The 18,824-nt window shown below is 60.4% G+C and carries 12 protein-coding genes and 2 pseudogenes; 7 read left to right on the forward strand and 7 right to left on the reverse strand.

Features of this window, described 5'->3' with window-relative positions; genetic code table 11:
* Nucleotides 1-546 precede the first annotated feature (546 nt).
* The 4 genes and pseudogenes from C9422_RS02110 to C9422_RS02130 form a co-directional block, all read right to left on the reverse strand.
* Nucleotides 547-3,210, reverse strand: a complete 2,664-nt coding sequence (locus C9422_RS02110) for an excinuclease ABC subunit UvrA (RefSeq protein WP_116579524.1) — start codon at nucleotides 3,208-3,210, stop codon at nucleotides 547-549.
* Nucleotides 3,211-3,600: 390 nt separating this feature from the next.
* Nucleotides 3,601-3,961 (reverse strand): annotated as a pseudogene (locus tag C9422_RS02115) (hypothetical protein).
* 457 nt (nucleotides 3,962-4,418) lie between these two features.
* Nucleotides 4,419-4,721: a putative quinol monooxygenase gene (locus C9422_RS02125; protein ID WP_095966138.1), complete on the reverse strand. Its 303-nt coding sequence runs from the start codon at nucleotides 4,719-4,721 to the stop codon at nucleotides 4,419-4,421.
* Between the two features lie 232 nt (nucleotides 4,722-4,953).
* A pseudogene (locus C9422_RS02130) lies at nucleotides 4,954-5,094 on the reverse strand (FAD-binding oxidoreductase); the annotation flags it as partial.
* Between the two features lie 165 nt (nucleotides 5,095-5,259).
* On the opposite strand from C9422_RS02130, the gene C9422_RS32820 reads away from it, so the two are divergent.
* Nucleotides 5,260-5,694: a class I SAM-dependent methyltransferase gene (locus C9422_RS32820; RefSeq protein WP_218279136.1), complete on the forward strand. Its 435-nt coding sequence runs from the start codon at nucleotides 5,260-5,262 to the stop codon at nucleotides 5,692-5,694.
* Nucleotides 5,695-6,159: 465 nt separating this feature from the next.
* On the opposite strand, the gene C9422_RS02140 is transcribed toward C9422_RS32820, so the two are convergent.
* Entirely contained in the window at nucleotides 6,160-7,023 is an 864-nt protein-coding gene (locus tag C9422_RS02140) for an MBL fold metallo-hydrolase (RefSeq protein ID WP_116579528.1), read from the reverse strand.
* Nucleotides 7,024-7,173: 150 nt separating this feature from the next.
* On the opposite strand from C9422_RS02140, the gene C9422_RS02145 reads away from it, so the two are divergent.
* On the forward strand, nucleotides 7,174-8,277 hold the full coding sequence (locus C9422_RS02145; protein ID WP_116579529.1) for a CaiB/BaiF CoA-transferase family protein: 1,104 nt from the start codon (nucleotides 7,174-7,176) through the stop codon (nucleotides 8,275-8,277).
* A 69-nt stretch (nucleotides 8,278-8,346) separates the two neighbouring features.
* Here C9422_RS02145 and C9422_RS02150 read toward each other — a convergent pair whose 3' ends face one another.
* Entirely contained in the window at nucleotides 8,347-9,354 is a 1,008-nt protein-coding gene (locus C9422_RS02150) for an AraC family transcriptional regulator (protein WP_116579530.1), read from the reverse strand.
* Between the two features lie 368 nt (nucleotides 9,355-9,722).
* Between C9422_RS02150 and C9422_RS02155 the strand changes: the two genes are divergently transcribed.
* From C9422_RS02155 to C9422_RS02175, 5 genes are all read left to right on the forward strand, one after another.
* Complete coding sequence (locus tag C9422_RS02155; RefSeq protein ID WP_116579531.1) at nucleotides 9,723-11,195, forward strand: NAD(P)/FAD-dependent oxidoreductase; 1,473 nt, start codon at nucleotides 9,723-9,725, stop codon at nucleotides 11,193-11,195.
* Between the two features lie 108 nt (nucleotides 11,196-11,303).
* Entirely contained in the window at nucleotides 11,304-12,755 is a 1,452-nt protein-coding gene (locus C9422_RS02160) for an arylsulfatase (RefSeq protein ID WP_116579532.1), read from the forward strand.
* A gap of 212 nt (nucleotides 12,756-12,967) precedes the next feature.
* Nucleotides 12,968-13,351 carry a c-type cytochrome gene (locus C9422_RS02165; protein WP_116579533.1) on the forward strand — a complete coding sequence of 128 codons (384 nt, stop codon included), beginning with the start codon at nucleotides 12,968-12,970 and terminating at the stop codon, nucleotides 13,349-13,351.
* A gap of 57 nt (nucleotides 13,352-13,408) precedes the next feature.
* Nucleotides 13,409-15,193: a DUF1302 domain-containing protein gene (locus C9422_RS02170; protein WP_116579534.1), complete on the forward strand. Its 1,785-nt coding sequence runs from the start codon at nucleotides 13,409-13,411 to the stop codon at nucleotides 15,191-15,193.
* A gap of 9 nt (nucleotides 15,194-15,202) precedes the next feature.
* A complete protein-coding gene (locus tag C9422_RS02175; protein WP_116579535.1) occupies nucleotides 15,203-16,564 on the forward strand; it encodes a DUF1329 domain-containing protein in 1,362 nt (453 codons plus the stop codon).
* A 427-nt stretch (nucleotides 16,565-16,991) separates the two neighbouring features.
* On the opposite strand, the gene C9422_RS02180 is transcribed toward C9422_RS02175, so the two are convergent.
* Entirely contained in the window at nucleotides 16,992-18,764 is a 1,773-nt protein-coding gene (locus tag C9422_RS02180) for an alkyl sulfatase dimerization domain-containing protein (RefSeq protein ID WP_116579536.1), read from the reverse strand.
* Between the last annotated feature and the right edge of the window lie 60 nt (nucleotides 18,765-18,824).

An 18,824-nucleotide genomic window follows, 5' to 3' on the forward strand; every position in this document is an offset into this window, starting at 1 on the left:
CCCGAAATAGTGGGCGGCCGATCACTGTCCACTAGTGCGTCGGACGCGCACTCTATAGAGCACCGACCAACAAAAAAAAGGTTCAGATCCAACATAAAAAACCGTATCAGATTGCCGCCGTTTAGCTGACTTCGATTTCTCGACTCGCTCGACCTAGGAGCACCCTCTGGTCAAATCGATTATGTCTTTTCCAGCGTACGTCGCCACAGTCCCCCTACTGCCGTCCTCGGTCAGATTCTTCAATACTGAATCACTTAAAGTTTTGTAGCGCTCGCAGAGCGCTTGTTTCAGGTCAACTCCGGCTCGGATTGATCGGCAGCAATCGGCCCAGAGTGTGTAAAAACGCTTCGCCAAAATTGAAGTGCGTGCGTCTACATGAAATTTGAAATTTATCGGCACGTCAGCAGATGTGAGATTGAAATCTTTAACCGACTTTTTCAACAAAATCGGTCGGTAGCGGCCGGCTGTGAAGTGCCATTTTCGACTCAGGCGGAGCACGCGTACCAACCTTGCGATCGTGACCAGAACAAGGTCGCCCTTGTGCGATCAGTCGACTGACTGTGGCGCGCGCCTGAGCGCCTCAGCCATGAAAGGAGCTGTCTGGCTTGTTGGCGCGACCGCTACCTGCCGGGGCGTGCCGACCGCTACTATCCGGCCGCCCGCCTCTCCCGCGCCAGGCCCAACGTCGATCACCCAGTCGGCCTGGGCCACCGCGCGCATGTCGTGCTCGATCATCACCACGGTATTGCCAGCATCGATCAGGCGCTGCAGTTGTACCAGCAAGCGGTCGACATCCGACGCGTGCAGGCCGGTAGTCGGCTCGTCGAGCACATACAGGCTGCGACCTCGCTGGCTTCGCTGAAGCTCCGTGGCGAGCTTGATGCGTTGCGCTTCGCCCCCCGACAACTCCGTGGCGGGCTGCCCAAGGCGCAGATAACCCAGCCCGATGTCCCGCAGTAGCTGCAACGGCCGCGCGATGGCGTCCTGGCTCGCAAAGAAGTCCTGGGCTTCTTCCACCGTCATGTTCAGCACATCGGCGATGTTGCTTCCATTCCAGCGCACGGCGAGCGTGGCCTCGTTATAGCGCGCGCCATGGCACGTGGGACAGGGTGCGTAGACGCTGGGCATGAACAGCAGCTCAACGCTGACGAAACCCTCACCTTCGCACGTCTCGCAGCGCCCCTTCGACACGTTGAAGGAAAATCGCCCGGCGTCGAAGCGACGACGGCGCGCGTCCGGCGTAGCGGCAAACAGTTTTCGCACGTGATCGAACAGACCGGTGTAGGTGGCCAGGTTGGAACGTGGCGTACGGCCAATCGGCTTCTGGTCGACCTGGACCAGGCGCTGGACCACCTCCACATCGCCTGCGAGGTGGCCACCGGTGACTTCGATCATCGCCGGCCCTTCGCTGCCGGCGTTTTCAGCCGCATCGTCCTCGGGCTCGTGCCCCAGGTGCAACAGCAACAGTTCCGGCAAGGCCTGAGCGGCCAGGCTGGACTTTCCCGAACCCGAGATGCCGGTCACCGCCGTCAGCACGCCGAGCGGGATGTTGGCATCCACGCCGTGCAGGTTGTGCCGCCGAATACCTCGCAACTCCAGCCAGCCGGCGGGTTCGCGCCCACGGCTAGCCGGCGCAGGGATTTCATCGAACAGATAACGTGCGGTGCGCGACTCGGCAATCTTACGCAGCCCTTGCGGCACACCGCTGTAAAGCACATGGCCGCCCCGCTCTCCCGCATCCGGCCCCACATCCACCAGCCATTGCGCGCGGCGCATCAAGTCGAGGTCGTGTTCCACCACGAACACCGAATTGCCGGCATCGCGCAGCTTGTCCAGCGCGTCGTACAGCGACTGGCTGTCTGAGGGGTGCAGGCCTGCTGAGGGTTCGTCGAGCACATACACCACGCCAAACAGCATGGAGCTCAGTTGCGTGGCCAAGCGCAAGCGTTGCAGCTCGCCAGCCGATAGCGTCGGGGTGGCCCGATCCAGGGTGAGGTAACCCAGGCCCAATCCGCGCAGCTGGCGCAGTCGCGCCATCACACCCCCGACCAGGCGCTGTGCGGCAAGGCGCTTCTCCTCCGAGAGCGCCGAGGTCCGGCGCACGTCAGGCGATGCGGCATGCACCGCACGACCGTGCGCGGCACGTTCGGATCGATCACGACGGGTCGCGGACAGGTCGGAGCCCTCCCCGGCGGCGTGCGCGCGAAAATCGCCCTGGGCTATGGGCTCAAGCAGTGCAGCCAGGTGGTCCAGCGGCATTTGCATGAACTCGCCAATGTCCAACCCGGCAAAGGTGACCGACAGCGCCTCGGCCTTGAGCCGCTTGCCGTGGCAGGTCGGACATGGCTTGCCTTCCATGTAGCGCGACACGCGCTTTCTCATCAATGCGCTCTGGGTATTGGCAAAGGTGTGCAGCACATAGCGTCGCGCGCCGGTGAAGGTCCCCATGTAGCTGGGATCAAGCTTGCGCTTGAGTGCGTCACGGGTTTGGCCAGGTGTGAAGCCCGCATAGACCGGTACCGTGGGCGTCTCCTCGGTGAACAGGATCCAGTCACGGTCTTTTCTGGACAGATCCTTCCAGGGGCGGTCGACGTCGTAGCCCATGGTGACCAGGATGTCGCGCAGGTTCTGACCATGCCAGGCCGGTGGCCAGGCGGCGATGGCCCGATCACGTATGCTCAGCGACGGATCGGGTACCATGCTCGCCTCCGTCACCTCGTACACGTGGCCCAGGCCATGACACGCCGGACAGGCCCCTTGCGGCGTGTTTGGCGAAAAGTCCTCCGCATACAACATCGGTTGATGGGCGGGATACGCGCCGGCACGCGAGTACATCATGCGTATGAAACTGGACAGCGTGGTCACACTGCCTACGGAAGAGCGCGCATTGCTCGCCCCGCGCTGTTGCTGCAATGCGACCGCTGGCGGCAGGCCGTCGATCGCATCGACATCCGGAACGCCCGCCTGGTCGATCAATCGCCGCGCATAGGGGGCAACCGACTCGAAGTAGCGCCGCTGCGCCTCGGCATAGATCGTGCCGAAGGCAAGCGAGGACTTGCCGGAACCCGACACACCGGAAAACACCACGAGCGCATTGCGTGGAATGGCGACATCGACGTCTTTGAGATTGTTTTCCCGCGCGCCGCGCACTTCCACCAGGCCGCTGGCCGCAGTGGTGCAGGAGGATTCACCGAATGAAGGGTTTGGCATGGGTTCCCGTCCTGCTGTGCGTGATGGCAACGTGCTGATGATCCGGGTGGGTCGAACGCTCATGTTGCCGGAGTTCAGTGTTTAAAGTTCGCCGCCCGCGTTGAATCCCCTGCTCTGCCCCGGGAACCTTTCGCCTGTCGCTGTCAATCCAGCGACCGAACATTTGCTGCAGATCTGCCAGGCGCTGGTGGATTCGTTGCTGGAAGATGTTGAAAGCCGAAGTCAGGCTCGGAGCCCGATAGAGCCGGAACGGTTCCAGTAAAGCGTTTAATGGAGTTTGCGGCCGCAGTTGCGGCCTTTCGAGCTTGTATGGACCTGCCTCAATTGACGACATATCTGCTTTCAACTCTTCGCGGACGTTCGCGAATCGCTGCTTCTGCAATAGGCTAGCTAGTCGACAAGCTCGACGTAACTAGACTCGCCCCCCCCCCGTCGCACCGGATAGCCATCCCCAAACAAAGTGAAGCGTCGTGCGCCCATGATGGTCTTGGCCAATCTCGCCGCGCGACCAGCCAGCAAGGATCTCGTCCTCAGTGGTAAGGCAGTGATAAAGAAGCTCGATAGTGTTGCTGCCCGTCACCCGCCCCACTTGACTGCCCATGCGGATCCGGCCGCCGTGGTAAGTGCCGGTGATGGCCCCGCCGTCGACGAGATAATGAAATACCGTTCCGTTACCCGATAGCCCTTGGGTGTTGTTGGCGACGATGAATCGACGGTTGTTCAACCGTTCGTGAATTTCGGAACTTTCCATAAGCCACTTGCCCTCACCTGGAAATCCATTTCAGAAGCGCACAGCCTATACGTAGATGGTTGGGGCTTCCATCTGAACGGCCGCTAGCCAAAAGCAGTCGTTCAAGACTGTGTACAAAAAAATGTGACGGCTCACTTCATATATAAAACGCAACTGTTTAACATTTAGGCTGCCGGTGCCCTGCCACAGCCAACTGCTGAACATCTGGCTGTGATCGCCCGGCGATATCGGGGTCAGCGCTTTGATGGGTTTCGGTGCAGCGTTCGGCTCCATATCCAACCAAAGGGCATCGGGCAATTCGGCTTGCACACTGGTGTGGATACAGGCGTCAGCAGGATCGCCAGCCCCCTCCACGGCTTTATCCCAGTTGGCATCGCTAAACGTCCAAACTCAGCCGCGCCCCTGATGCTGCAAAGTGGCGGCAGGGAAATTGGTTGGAGCGCCTTGTTGGACTTGCTTAGCCGGGTAGCTTGGCCGCAAGGACGTCAACCTTCTCAATTGATGGCGGTGTGGCAAACAGCTCGGCAGCCTTGGCCATAAGCGCCGCTGCGACCTTGCCCGAAAGATGAGCCTGCCGGCCTGCTTCATCCGGGAAAGCGTCAAAGATGCCAAAGGTGGACGGCCCCAAGCGGATGGCGAACCAAGCCGTAGTGGCCGGCTCATCCTCCACTATTGGAAGGCCACCCAAGAGAAAGCTCTCTACCTCTTTCTCTTTCCCGGATTTGGCTTCCAGACGAACGAACAACGCTACCTTGACCATTACGTGCCTCCTGTTGTTACGCCTACGCCATCATGCGCCATTCTTTCCAGTAAGCCCAACGCGATATTCACCGATTTGCCGGCCAGCTCCAGCGTGGCGGGATGAGGGGTAGCGTCGAGTCATTTTCGCAGTCGTGAGAAAAAGGCGAAAAGCGGTCAGTGACAATATTTGTAAAGGCTACCGTGACAACCGTTCAGCTTCCCGAAGACCGATCTCGACTATTCGTTAAGTGCAGCACCATCTCTGCACGAGGCGCATCCTTGATTGCAGCTCCGTGCAGTTCTGCATTGGGGTCAGGTTCTCCGTATTGGGTGTTGATCCATGCGAATGAACTTCCAGTCTCTCCCGACGCGATACCTTCAGCCTCAACCAAGGCGTCCCATATCAACCTCCATTCTGTCGAGCTGCCCATGGTACGACGGCGGATCGCGTTCGCTCGCGGCGTCTGGTCGAACAATCCTGGCTGGATCGTTTTCGCCAGGCCATGCCGGTTGCGGCTGGTCATGTCCTCGGCATCGGCTGTGGCTGTGCCGAACCCATGGCTGGTTACTTGATCGGCGCGGGACACGCTGTGTCTGGCATTGATTCGTCCATGGCGATGATCGCCTTGTGTCGGCAACGTTTTGCGCAGCACGATTGGCATGTGGCCGACATGCGCCAATTGGCGCTTGAACAGCGTTTCGCTGGCATTCTGGCGTGGGACAGTTTCTTTCACCTGACGCCTGAGGATCAGCGTCGAATGTTCCCGATTTTCCAGGCCCATGCCCAACCTGGTGCCGCTCTGATGTTTACCAGCGGAACGGCCCATGGCATTGCGTTGGGCAGCTTCGAGGGTGAAACGCTTTATCATGCCAGCCTGGACCACGATGAATATGTTGCACTGCTCAATGCCCATAGTTTTAGCGTCGTTGAGCAAACAACGGAAGATCCGGCTTGTGGTGGGCATACGATCTGGTTGGCTGTTTTCGGTTAGAAACGTTCCTTTGCCCTGTTCGTTTATATAAGTAATCCATATAACTAAACTAAACAACCATTTAGTTGAGTTATATACTTTACCAACGCAGAAACGAGCACCCTACTGCTAGCTGAGTGGTGTTCTTCAAGCGCTACCCCCCCCTAAAAGGTGGTGTTTCCATCGCTGTGATGGCCAACAATTGGGAACTGTCCGGCTTGGTGCTTACATCAAGTCGAAACAAAAGCGTCGATATATCAAGTTCGGTACCAGCCTGTTGATTGTCAGCGACTTACAGTTTTCGTAGGTGCAGGTTCCATTTTGGCGGTGCGGGCGGTCACCCTCCTCGGCTAAATGGTCTGCCCCTACTTTTTATTTGCCAGACAGGGCTGGCTGGCCGCTTGGTCGTTCAGGCCTGATACTGCACTGCAATAAGAAAAAAACGCCGCCATCGTGAGATAAGCGGCGTTTTTTTTGCAGCCTCGCTCAGGCCTCGAATCGGCTGAACGAAGCGTGCTGGTCGAAGGGCGTGTAACGTGCCTGCCGATCGCGCGTGACCTTGATCATGGCGATCTCAGGATCCCGGGAAAAAAACAACCGGCCGCCGCTGGCCACCAGGTGGTCGAGCAGGCGCTCCTTCTCGCCGACTACGCACTCTGGATTGCGGTCGTAGGCGCTGGTGATATCCAGGTCAAGCCAATGGATGCCCGGGATCAGGTCGCCGGCATACACCACCGGACCGCCCGGCATAGCGATTTCAGGCACCAGATGTCCCGGTGTATAGCCATCACAGACATGGAACTGCCAGCCATCGCCGAGCTGGTCACAGCGGCCGCCATTGACCAGCACCAGGCGGCCACTGTCCTCGAGGCGGTGAATGATCGGCGAGACGAACTGGCCTCTGTCACGCGGATGCGGGTGCCGGGCACGCTGCCAATGGCGTTCACCCACGATGTAGTGCGCATTTGGAAACAGCAGGCGCGGCATCTCCCCTTCCCTGACCAGGCCAGCCAGTTCAGTTGATAGCTGCGCATGCAGATGAGGCAGTACGACCGCATCGATATCACCTTCGCCAAGCCCGAGTTTGGCCAGGGTGTCCAGCAACCCCGGAGCACGCGGCTGACAACGGCAGGTTCGTGGTGGTGGAGCCAGAAGCGCCTCGGCTCCGGCGACTATCAGGATATTTTTGCCGGCCTGCTGCACCAGCAGGCCGCGCGTGGCGAGGTCCACCAGGTTGTCCTGATCGGGCTTGATCCAGTTTGCCCAGCGCAGACGCGGCGTATTGCCAAAGACAATGCCACCGTCAAGTTTGGTGTTTCTACCGATCAAGGTGGAAATGCTGCGGTTCACGATGCTTACCTCTTCAGACTGGCCATGGACGTGTTATCACCTGCAGCTTGAACCAGTGCCGTGAACTGCCACCCACCCCCAATGAGTGGGGTTGGGCGTTTTGTCCGAACGCTATCATCGATCTGTACTGAACTTTCAATGGAGAGCGCTATGCAGACGAAACAAGGGCCGCTGTCGGGCCTTAAGGTTCTTGAAATCGCGGGGCTTGGGCCTGGACCCTTTTGTGGAATGCTGCTTGCCGATCTTGGCGCTGATGTGGTGCTGGTGGAGCGTGGCGCACAGACTGCTGACGAAATCGACATGGGCGCAGGTGCTATCTATAAGCGCGGCAAACGCTCCGTCGGGGTTGATCTCAAAAGCCCGGAAGGCATCCAGACCGTACTGAGCCTGGTAGAAAGCTGTGACGCCCTGATCGAAGGCATGCGTCCCGGCGTGATGGAACGCCTGGGCCTCGGACCGGATGTTTGCCTGGCGCGCAATCCGCGTCTGGTCTACGGCCGCATGACCGGTTGGGGTCAGGATGGTCCGCTGGCCCATGCCGCCGGGCATGACATGAACTACATCGCGCTGGCCGGTGCGCTGTGGTATGCCGGCCAGCCCGGGCAGGCACCGATTGCACCGCCAAGTCTGGTGGGTGACGTTGGCGGTGGTGCGCTCTACCTGGCCATCGGTTTGCTCGCCGGCGTCATGAACGCTCGCACTACCGGCAAGGGCCAGGTCATCGATGCCGCGATCGTCGATGGCTGCGCCCACATGCAGAATTTGCTGCTGAGCGCCAAGGCCGGTGGTCAATTGCCCAACGAGCGCGGGCAAAGCGGGCTCGATGGCCCGCACTGGTACAACACTTACCTTTGCGCCGACGGTAAGTATGTGTCCGTGGGGTCTTTGGAACCGCGTTTCTATGCTCTGCTGCGGGAGAAGCTTGGCCTGGGCGACGACCCGGAAACCGCCAACGGCTACAACCCGAAAACCTGGCCGCAGCTGCGGGAGAAATTCGCTTCGATTTTCGCCCGGCGTACCCGCGAGCAATGGTGTGAAATCCTCGAGGGGACTGACGCCTGCTTCGCCCCGGTACTGAACCTGGATGAGGCAGCGGACCACCCTCACCTTCAGGCTCGCAAGGTATTCGACCGCGAAAATGGCATGCTCCAGGCCAACCCGGCACCTCGCTTCAGTGGTACGCCGGCTGGCAGGCCGGGCCCGCTGCCTGTACGTGGCGAGCACACTGAACAGGTGCTGCGCGACTGGCTCTGAGGCAACGCCACAACGACAATGCCCATATCGCAGGATACGGGCATTGTCGTTTAGGGGCTGTTCGTTGTTTTAGCGAATATGCTGACGAAACTCGCGCGGACTGAGCCCGGTCCAGCGACGGAAAGCCCGGGTAAACGAACTGGCCTCGGTGTAGCCCAGCCCCAGCGCGATGTCGTTGATGCTGCGGGCGGAGTTCTCCATGTATTCCAACGCCTTGGCAATGCGGATTTCCTCGACCAGCGTGTTGAACTCCAGGTCCTGTTCTTGCAGTCGGCGTTGCAATGTCCTCGCACTGAAACCCAGTTGCTTGGCGATCGCGTCGAGGCCGACGTGGCCTGCTCGCAGATTGCCGGCAATGGTCTGACTGATGCGTGACGTCAGTTCGGTATCCGCCAGGCGCTTCTTGCGCTGTTCTTCCAGAAACGGCTGTAACGCCTGGAAGAGGCGCTCATCGGCCGTGACCAAAGGCTCTTCGAGCATTGCGCTTGGCCAGATCATCACATTGATGGATTGGCCGAACCGCAATGGACATTGGAACGCCTGCTGGTGGAGGCTGATGTCGGCGGGCTGTGGATGGGCGAAATCGACCCGCAGCGGGGCGAACTTGTTATTCGTGACTTTGCACAGTGTGGCGTACAGCCCGGCCATCGCAAACTCGGCATCCTGTCGGCGCCGCGTAATACTCGGGTCGGTCAGCTGGTAGTGGACTTCCACACGTCCACCGCGCAAGTACCAGGTCAGCTCATTGGCGTGGGCATGTACCACCAGGTAGCGGCTGATGAAGTTGAGCATGGCGCGGACATCCCTGGCACTGCGTGCAGCGTGTCCGAAGGCGCCCAGATAGCTTCCCGAAGTCGGCGGACTCAGCTGCCCCAGGCCCATGCGCAACCCCAGGCAGGGGTCGACATGTTCGGCAGTCGTCTCCAGAAGCTGAACGTAACTGCTCAGTGGTACCTCGCTGTCTGCGCGATCGACGACATCCTGACTCAAGCCAACGGACTCCAGGTAGGGCGTGAAGATCTCGCTATGCCGTTGCAGCAGCGTCTCGCTGAACACCGTGTAGTTGCCATGAGACATGATGGGCCTCTTGCTCGGATCGCCTTGAAACACGAGCCATTACACTCCAAACATCGCCACCTCTCTACCCCTAATAAAAGGGGGGCGTCCCTCGCCCCTCGGGGTGTCATCGTTCTGTAGGAGCGAGCTTGCTCGCGATGGTCGCTGACGTTAACGCACGCTTGCTGGATAACCGCGGTGTTCCGGGGTTCATCGCGAGCAGGCTCGCTCCTACAGGGGACTAGCGAAGACGCAAATATCCCGGTGCGTTGTGGCTGGCGTCAGATGTCAGATTGCCTGGCGCCGTTAGGCGATTCTTGGCGGGGCCTCTCTGTCACCGTTGTGCGCTAAACGCCCGAGGGCGATGACAACAATAAAGAGGTTGGGCTATGACGGAGCGTGAAGTGAACACCCAGTGTGGCGTCAGTCGGCGCAGGTTTTTGCGCGATGCCGGGGTCGTCAGTGCAGCTGGCGCGGCGGTGGCTGTGGGGGCGGCGCACATCGATGGCGTGCAGGCACAAGAAAACAACCAGGGTTGCAAGAGCGCTGGCTGCGATTACGACGTGGTGGTCATTGGCGGTGGTTTCGCCGGGGTGACCGCTGCCCGCGACAGCAGCAAGCACGGCTACAAGACGCTGCTGCTGGAGGCGCGCAATCGCCTCGGTGGCCGTACGTTCAGCAGCGAATTCGCCGGCCACAAGATCGAACTGGGCGGCACCTGGATCCACTGGACACAACCCTTTGTCTGGGGTGAAGTCGAGCGTTACGGCCTGCAACTCAAGGAAACCCCCGAGCACCACGTACCAGGCAAGGACACCTTGTCGGTGATCCACGAGGGCAAACGCATCGAACTCGCGGGCAAAGAGTTGATGAGCGCCGTCGAAGGGATCTATGCCTACTTCGCCGAGGCTCGCAAGCTGTGGGAGCGCCCCTACGACGCCAAGTACACCTGGAATCAGCTCAGCGCCGTGGACGCGATGAGCGCGACCGACCGTTATGCGCAGCTCTCGCTCACGCCGCTGCAACGCACCGTGGTGGACGCCTACATCGCCGGCATTTCGCACACCACGAGCGACAAAGCGTCCTATGCCGACGTGCTGCGTTGGTGGTCTCTGCCGGGCTGGGAGCTGTCGCAGTTCAGCGATTCCCTTGGCCGCTACACCTTCAAGAACGGCACCATCAGTCTGATCAACGCAATGATCGCGGACGGTAAACCCGAAGTGCGCCTGTCGACTCCAGTGGCCAAAGTTGAAGACAAGGGCGATCGGGTGCTGATTACCACCCAACAGGGCGACACCATCGTGGCCGGCGCCGTGATCGTCGCGGTGCCGATGAACGTGCTGCCGCGCATCGCGTTCTCCCCTGCCCTGGACCCGGCTCTGGTAGCAGCCGCCAAGGAAACCCATACCGGCAGCGGGATGAAGGTGTTCGTGCGGACCAAGGGCAAGCTGCCTGTAGAAGGCAAATACACGGGCATCGCCGACTCGCACCAGCCGCTCAGCCTGGTGACCACCTATGCCAAGGCCGATGACCACACCCTTTTCGCCTGCTTCGGCAGCGACCCGGACAAGCTCGACGTCCAGGACCGCGACGCCGTGCAGCAGGTCTTCGAAAGCTTCTTCCCGGGCATCGAAGTGACGGAATGCTACAGCTACGAGTGGACGCTCGACCCTTATTCGCGCGGCACCTACTGCAGCTACAGACCCAACTGGCTGGGCAAATACTACGACCATTTCCAGCAGGATCGCGGTCGGGTCATCTTCGGTCAGGGCGACCATGGCGAAGGCTGGCGCGGCTTCATCGACGGCGCGATCAGCGCCGGTGGCAAGGCCGCCAAGCGCACGCAGACGTTGCTGGGCTGACGCATCACATCCTCAGTGCCGAGCGTTGGACGAATCGTCTTGCAGGCAAGGCAAGGCGATTCGGGTGACGCATCGGCAGCGAGAAAATCCGATCCCGAAGGAATGTCGATGAACTCCATAGCGTCCATTGTTGCGCTCACGGCAGCGCTACTGAACGTCCCTACGCCGGCCTTCGCACAGCCGGCCAGTCCCAACATCGTCGTCATACTGATGGACAACCTGGGCTACAGCGAACTCGGCGTATACGGCGGCGGCATCCTGCGTGGTGCGCCAACACCGCGTATCGATGAACTGGCTGCCGAAGGCGTGCGCTTCACCAATTTCAACGTCGAACCGCAGTGCACGCCTTCGCGCTCGGCGCTGATGACCGGGCGCTTTCCCATTCGCTCCGGTACCTACAAAGTGGTCGGCGGCGGTGCGCCGGATGGTTTGACGCAATGGGAAGTCACCCTTGCCGAGTTACTGTCTGATCGCGGCTACGCCACCGGAATCTGGGGCAAATGGCACCTGGGCAGCAACGAGGACCGTTTTCCCACTCACCAGGGTTTTGATGAGTGGTACGGGATACCGCGCACCTATGACGAAGCGATGTGGTCGGCCGCCGATGACACCGACAACGAACAGCCGGCCATTGGGCGCAATCAGGGCTGGGACGAGTCACTGGCACCTGCGCAATACATCTATGAAGCACGCAAGGGCGAGCCGGCCCGCAAGGTGGCCAGGCTGGACTTGGCGACCCGGCGCACGCTCGACGCGCAAGTCGCCACCCGCGCGGTGGACTTCATCCAGCGTAATGCCAAGGCGGGGAAACCCTTCTTTGCCTATGTACCGTTCTCCCTGGTGCACATGCCCACCCTTCCCAACCCGGAATTCGCCGGCAAGACCGGGAATGGTTCGTGGGCCGATGCGCTGGCCGAGATGGATCATCGCAGCGGGCAGATTCTCGATGCGATCAAGGCGGCGGGCATTGAAGACAATACCCTGGTGGTTTTCGCCAGCGATAACGGAGGTGAGGCGACCTACCCCTGGCAAGGCGCCAACGGCCCTTGGCGCGGCAGCTACTTCACCGCCATGGAAGCAAGCCTGCGCGCGCCGTTCATCCTGCGCTGGCCGGGGAAAATCAGCGGTGGCCGCGTCACCAATGACGTCGTGCACATTGTCGACCTGTACACCACCCTCGCCCATGTGGGGGGCGCACAAGTGCCGCAGGATCGGCCGATTGACGGGGTGGATCAGTTGGACTTCTTCACCGGCAAACAGGAAAAATCCAGCCGCGAAGGTTTCCCGGCCTATGTGGCCGACCGGTTGACGGCTGTCAAATGGCGCAACTGGAAATTGCACTTCATCTGGCAGGAGAACATGTACGACCCACCGCAGGTGTTGCCCGTGGCGAAAGGCATCAACCTGCTGACCGACCTGCGCGAGGAGCATGATGTCCTTGCGCAGAACACCTGGATCGTGAGGCCAATGATGAAAATCGTCGGGGATTTGAAGGCGAGCCTCAAACAGTATCCACCGATTGAGGCCGGGACACCGGATCCGTACAGCCCACCGAAATAAACATCAAAAGATCGCAGCCTTCGGCAGCTCCTACAGAGGATCGCGTACACCTGTAGGAGCTGCCGAAGGCTGCGATCTTTTGATTTTGATGATTGGCGCCGAAAGCTAGAAACCCTGTCGCCATCCAGCGATTCATCCGCCCCCTTCAACTGCCACCTTATCCGCACTTACTCCACAACGGCGGTAAGACCCGGTTAGCAGTGGGATACACGATGCAGACAACCATTCGCGGATTGGCATTGGCCATCCTTTCCAGCGGTTTCGCAATGGCACATGGCATCAGCCAGGCCGCGGAGTGCGACGCCAGTGCTGGCCAACAAGTGTTCCAGACCAAGTGCAGCGCTTGCCATGCGCTCGACGAAAGTCGGGTGGGGCCCAAATTGGCCGGGGTCGTCGGTCGCCCGATCGGCTCGGTGCCGGGCTTCACCTACACGGCAGGCCTGGCCGTTGCAAAGTCAACGTGGAACGTCGAGCAACTCGACCAATTCCTGACAGCCCCGGCAAAGAAATTCCCCGAAACCGCCATGGCCTTTGGCGGCCTGCGCAAGGCCGAGGAACGCCAGGCAGTGCTGTGTTTCCTGCAGACCAAGAGCTGACGCGCAGCCACTGCCCTCTGCTCAACAACACAAGACAACAACAATAAGGAACACCCAGTGCACAGCAAAACATTCAATCGCTGCCTGTTGGCGGCCGGGGTTTCGGCCGCGACCATGGGTCAGGCGCTCGCGGTCGATTTCAACATCGGCGAGATCCAGGGTCAGTTCGACTCAGCACTGTCGATCGGTGCCAGTTGGGGCACCCAGGCGCCGAGCCAGAAGCTGATCGACACCACCAATGGCGGCAGCGGCTTCTCCTCCGGCGGCGACGACGGCCGACAGAACTTCAAAAAAGGCGAGACCTTCTCGAAGATCTTCAAGGGCGTGCATGACCTTCAGTTGACCTACGGAGACACCCGCGCCTTTGTGCGGGGCAAATACTGGTACGACTTCGAGCTCAAGGACGAGAACCGTCCGTTCAAGCCAATCAGTGACGACGGCCGCGACATGTCCGCGCGGTCTTCCGGCACAGAAATACTCGACGCCTTCGTGGCGCAGAAATACTCCATTGCCGATCGCTCCGGGGATGTTCGCCTGGGCAAACAAGTCGTGAGCTGGGGTGAAAGCCTGTTCATCGGCAACTCGATCAACTCGATCAACCCGCTCGATGTCGCGGCCCTGCGCCGCCCGGGTGCGGAGATCAAGGAAGGTCTGATTCCGGTCAACATGCTCTACGTGTCGCAAGGTCTGACCGACAACTTGAATCTCGAGGCCTTCTACCAGCTCGAATGGCAACCCTACGCCCTTGACAACTGCGGCACTTTCTTCGGCGCCGATCCGATCGCCAAGGGTTGCAACAACAACTTCACCGCCGGTCTGGCTGAAGTCAAGCCGCTCGAACCCATCGCCGCCGCCGCAGGGCTGGGCTTTGGCTTCAATGGCCGTGAGGGTGTATTCGTCCCGCGCGGCAAAGACCACGAGGCCCGCGACGGTGGTCAGTTCGGCCTAGCGTTGCACTGGCTGGGTGACGGCACTGAATACGGTGCCTACTACATGAACTACCACTCGCGCACCCCGACCCTGGCCCTGCGCCCGGCGAGTGGCGTGACCAACTTCATCAACAACGTGTTGCCTGCCAGTGGCCTGGGCCCGGACGAACAATTCGCCCTGGGCCTGGCGACCGCGGCCGGCAATGGCAGCTACTCCCTGGATTACCCGGAAGACATCCACCTCTACGGCCTGAGCTTCGCGACCACGCTGCCCGATGGCACGGCCTGGAGTGGCGAGATCAGCTACCGGCCCAATGCCCCGATAACGATCAACAGTGCTGACCTCGGTGGTGGTTTGTTGAACCCGGCCTTCCGCGCGCTGACCGGTTCGAACGCCGAATCGACCGTCGACGGCGAAGAAGGCCAGGTCATCCAGGGTTATCGCCGCAAGGAAGTCACCCAGGCGCAAACCTCTTTCGTGCATATCTTTGACCCGATGCTGGGTGCTGACTACCTGAGCGTCGCTAGCGAAATCGGCGTTACCCACATCGGTGGCCTCGAGTCGCTCAACAAGCAGCGTTACGGCCGGGACTCAGTCTACGGGGACATCAACCAGGGCGGACGCAACGGTTACTACACCACCTCGTCCTGGGGCTACCGCGCCTACGCCAAGCTGGCCTACACCAACGTTTTTGCCGGCGTGAACCTGACCCCGAACCTGTTCTGGTCCCATGACGTTTCCGGTTACAGCCCGGTGTTTACCGAGGGTTCCAAGTCTGTCGGCCTGGGCCTCGATGCCGATTACCGCAACACCTACACCGCCAGCCTCAGTTACACCAACAACTTCGGCGGTGATTTCAACACTTCGGTCGACCGCGATTTCGTGGCGCTGAGCTTCGGCGTTAACTTTTAAGGCTAGATAATGAACAAGACAATTCAGAAAGGTTGCATCCTGGCACTCAGCCTGTTGGCTTGCCATGTCATGGCGGCTGTACCCGCTGGTGAGGCCAACAAACTCGGTACCGAACTCACCCCGCTCGGCGCCGAGAAATCGGGCAATGCCGACGGCAGCATTCCGGCATGGACCGGCGGCTTGCCGAAGACGGCGGGCCAGGTGTCTGCCAACGGCTTTGTATCCGACCCGTTCGCCGCGGAAAAACCGCTGTTCGTGATCACCGCCGCCAATGCCGCTCAGTACCAGGCCAAGTTGACCGACGGCCAGATGGCGCTGTTCAAGCGTTATCCGCAGACCTACAAGATCCCGGTCTACCCGACGCATCGTACGGCGTCGGTACCACAGGCCATCGCCGATGAGGCCAAGCAGAATGCGTTGAAAGTTGAGCCGACCAACAAGGGTGACGGCGTGGCGAACTTCCATGGTTACTTCGCCTATCCGATTCCGAAGAACGGTGAAGAAGTGGTGTGGAACCACATCACCCGCTACCTGGGTGGCAGTGCACGCCGCAGCTATGTCCAGGCCACTCCACAGGTAGACGGTGACTACACCCTGGTGCGTTTCGATGAAGAAACCATCTATCCGGAGAGCGTCCAGGATCTGCCGGCCGAGCGCGCCGACAACCTCCTGTACTTCTACAAGCAGCAAGTCACCGCGCCGGCGCGACTGGCCGGCACCGTGGCGCTGGTCCACGAGACGCTCGACCAGGTGAAGGAACCTCGTCTGGCCTGGGTTTACAGTGCCGGGCAACGCCGGGTACGCCGCGCGCCTCAACTGGCCTATGACGGCCCGGGCTCAGCCTCCGACGGTCTGCGCACCGCCGATAACCTGGACATGTTCAACGGTGCTCCGGACCGTTATGACTGGAAGCTGGTGGGCAAAAAGGAAATCTACATCCCGTACAACAGCTACAAACTGGAATCCCCTGCGCTGAAATACGATGACATCGTCAAGGCCGGCCACATCAATCCGGACCACACGCGTTACGAGTTGCACCGCGTCTGGGAAGTCGTGGCGACACTCAAGTCGGATGCACGGCATATCTACTCCAAGCGCCATATGTATATCGACGAGGACACCTGGCAAATCGTCGAGGTCGATCACTATGACGGCCGTGGCCAACTGTGGCGTGTCGCTGAAGGTCATCCGCTGTTTCGCTACGACCAGCAGACTACGTACGCTGCCGCTGAAACGCTGTACGACGTGATTTCCGGACGCTATCTGGTCCTGGGCTTGCGCAACGAAGAGGCGCGCAATACGCAGTATGGGCTGACGGCGAAGGTGTTTGACTACACGCCGGCGGCCTTGCGTACTGATGGGTTGCGTTGATTGACGGGTTGCAGGTGAACCCGCAACTGTTCACTTGGGCTCCAGGCTGATTGTGGACCGGCATGCTCTTGTGCCGGTCCTTCTCCGTGGGCCTGACGATAAGATCAAAAGATCGCAGCCACGGCAGCTCCTACATGGAAACGCGTACACCTGTAGGAGCTGCCGAAGGCTGTGATCTTTTGATCCTGGTGTTGATTTGGCTGTGACGGTATTGGTCGGCTGTCAGGCCGCCATCGCTGGCAAGCCAGCTCCCACAGGGATTGGGGATATTTGCCGAGTCGAGGTGGCTGGACAGCAGCCAGGATCAAAAAATCGCCGCCTTCGGCAGCTCCTACATTGGAATGCGTTTCCCTGTAGGAGCTGCCGAAGGCTGCGATCTTTTGATCCTGCTTTGTTTTGTCTGCCACTTGCGCAGCAGCATTCGCGACTAGACCTTGTACGGATCGAACAACGCGAGAAACGCCGAGGCGCCCTTCTCGTCTCCGGTCAACTCGACCTTGCCGCTCCCCTGCAACTCGGACAGCCCCTGCTTGTTCAGGAACAGCGCGGCGAACGTCGCTGCATCGAGGCGCAGCACGTAATCAGCCTTCTGCGAGTAAGTCGCCGGCGCCGCAACGAACTGCGCCACGCCTCGGCGCACGTGCAGCGCCACCGAGGATTGAGTGCCGTCGACAAAATCGAAGCGCATCACCGCATCGGTGTCCTGAGCCTTGACCGGATCGACACGCACCCGCAACTCGTCGACGAAGCGCGGCGGATTGGCAGTAATCTGTGCCGCATTGGGCGGTATCACCCGGGGCAGCTTGATCTTGCCTTCCAACGCCAGTGCCTGGTTCAGCATGAACGCGCGGGTGATGCTCGCGGTGGCCACATTGGCGCTGCGTCGCAGCAGGTCAGCCTTGAGTTGTTTGACTTCCGCATCGTCTGGTGTCAGGCGGAACTGATACCCCAGTAGTTCCAAGGCCCACGCCAGTTCGCCCTTCGCTTGCGCCTTGCGCACCTCGGCGAGCACCTTGTCGCGCCCGCCCAGCAACGGCACCAGCCGCTCTGCACTGGCCTGCGGCGGCAGCTTCACCAGGCTTGCAGCATCGCCGTCCCACCAACCCAGTGCATGCTCCATGATGGCGGGTGCGTACCAATCCAGTTGACCGTAGGACTCGAACATCCAGGGGTCTTCTGCCAGGTGCCGGGGCAGCCGGATGAAATCGCGCAGGTCTTCCGGTCCCTTGCCCTGGAGAATCCCACGCAGGGTCTGGTCGAGCACCAGGTTGATGAAATCCCGGTAGTTGCCCAGGGTTTGCAGCACGTTTTCCTTGCCGGAAACCGGCAGGGAATGTTGATTGATCAAGTACTCGGGCTGAAGATCGATCAGGTCCTGCAGGCCCAGGGTCCAGTCGCGCGGCTCGCGGTACTTGGCACCGCGCGGGGTGTAGAAGTTGGGCATCCACGGCCACACCAGGTTGTTCAGCGCGACCTTGCGGTCCGGCAGCCAGACGGCAATGGTATCGTCAGTGTCGGAGCCACCACGGGTGAGGAATTTAAGGCGCACCCCTGCGACCACCATTTCCTGGCCATGCTGCACGGGTGTGTTCACCGGAATAAAGCCGCTTTCACCCATCGACACCGCGAAACCGGCCTTGCCATCCGGCCCTTGCTCCGGCAAGGCAATCTGTGCGTGCTGGTACGCGCGGGCACGCTGCAGCGGTTCGACCTCCGAGTAGTACGACCCCAGGCCGCTGATCTGCATGTTCTCATTGAGCTTGGGATGGCCGATGGTCAGCACATCCTTCTCGCCTTCGACCAGTGTGCGGGCACCCTTGGTGTAATGGGAGTGGCTGTAGATGATGGCCTTGATCGGCTTGTCGCTGAACTTGCGGATCTCCTCCCGGTAGCGCTTGCCATCGGCCAGGCCTTCGCCGGTGTCCCAGACGATCAACCCGTCGGGGCCTTCGATCACTGCGCAGTTGAGCATCAGGCCAGGGAGAATCCACACCCCCTCGGTGAGTTTGTAGGGTTCACTGTTCTGATGCCTGACGAGCCTGGCATTGTCGATGACCGCCTGGTTGATCAGTGCACCGCTGGCGGTGTGCCCCACTTGAACCGGAGCACCCATGAACAGTGACTCGTCGGCCAGCACAGGCAGCGCGACGCTGGCGGCGAGCAGGCCGATGAACAGTGGAGACAGCGGGAAACGCGGCATAAATCACTCCTTTGTGGTTGTTGTTCTATAGGGCAAAGTGACGCGTGGCGGGATACCGCC

Origin of the sequence: Pseudomonas sp. B1(2018) (assembly GCF_003097365.1) — a bacterium.
In the GTDB taxonomy this organism is placed as follows: domain Bacteria; phylum Pseudomonadota; class Gammaproteobacteria; order Pseudomonadales; family Pseudomonadaceae; genus Aquipseudomonas; species Aquipseudomonas laurylsulfatiphila.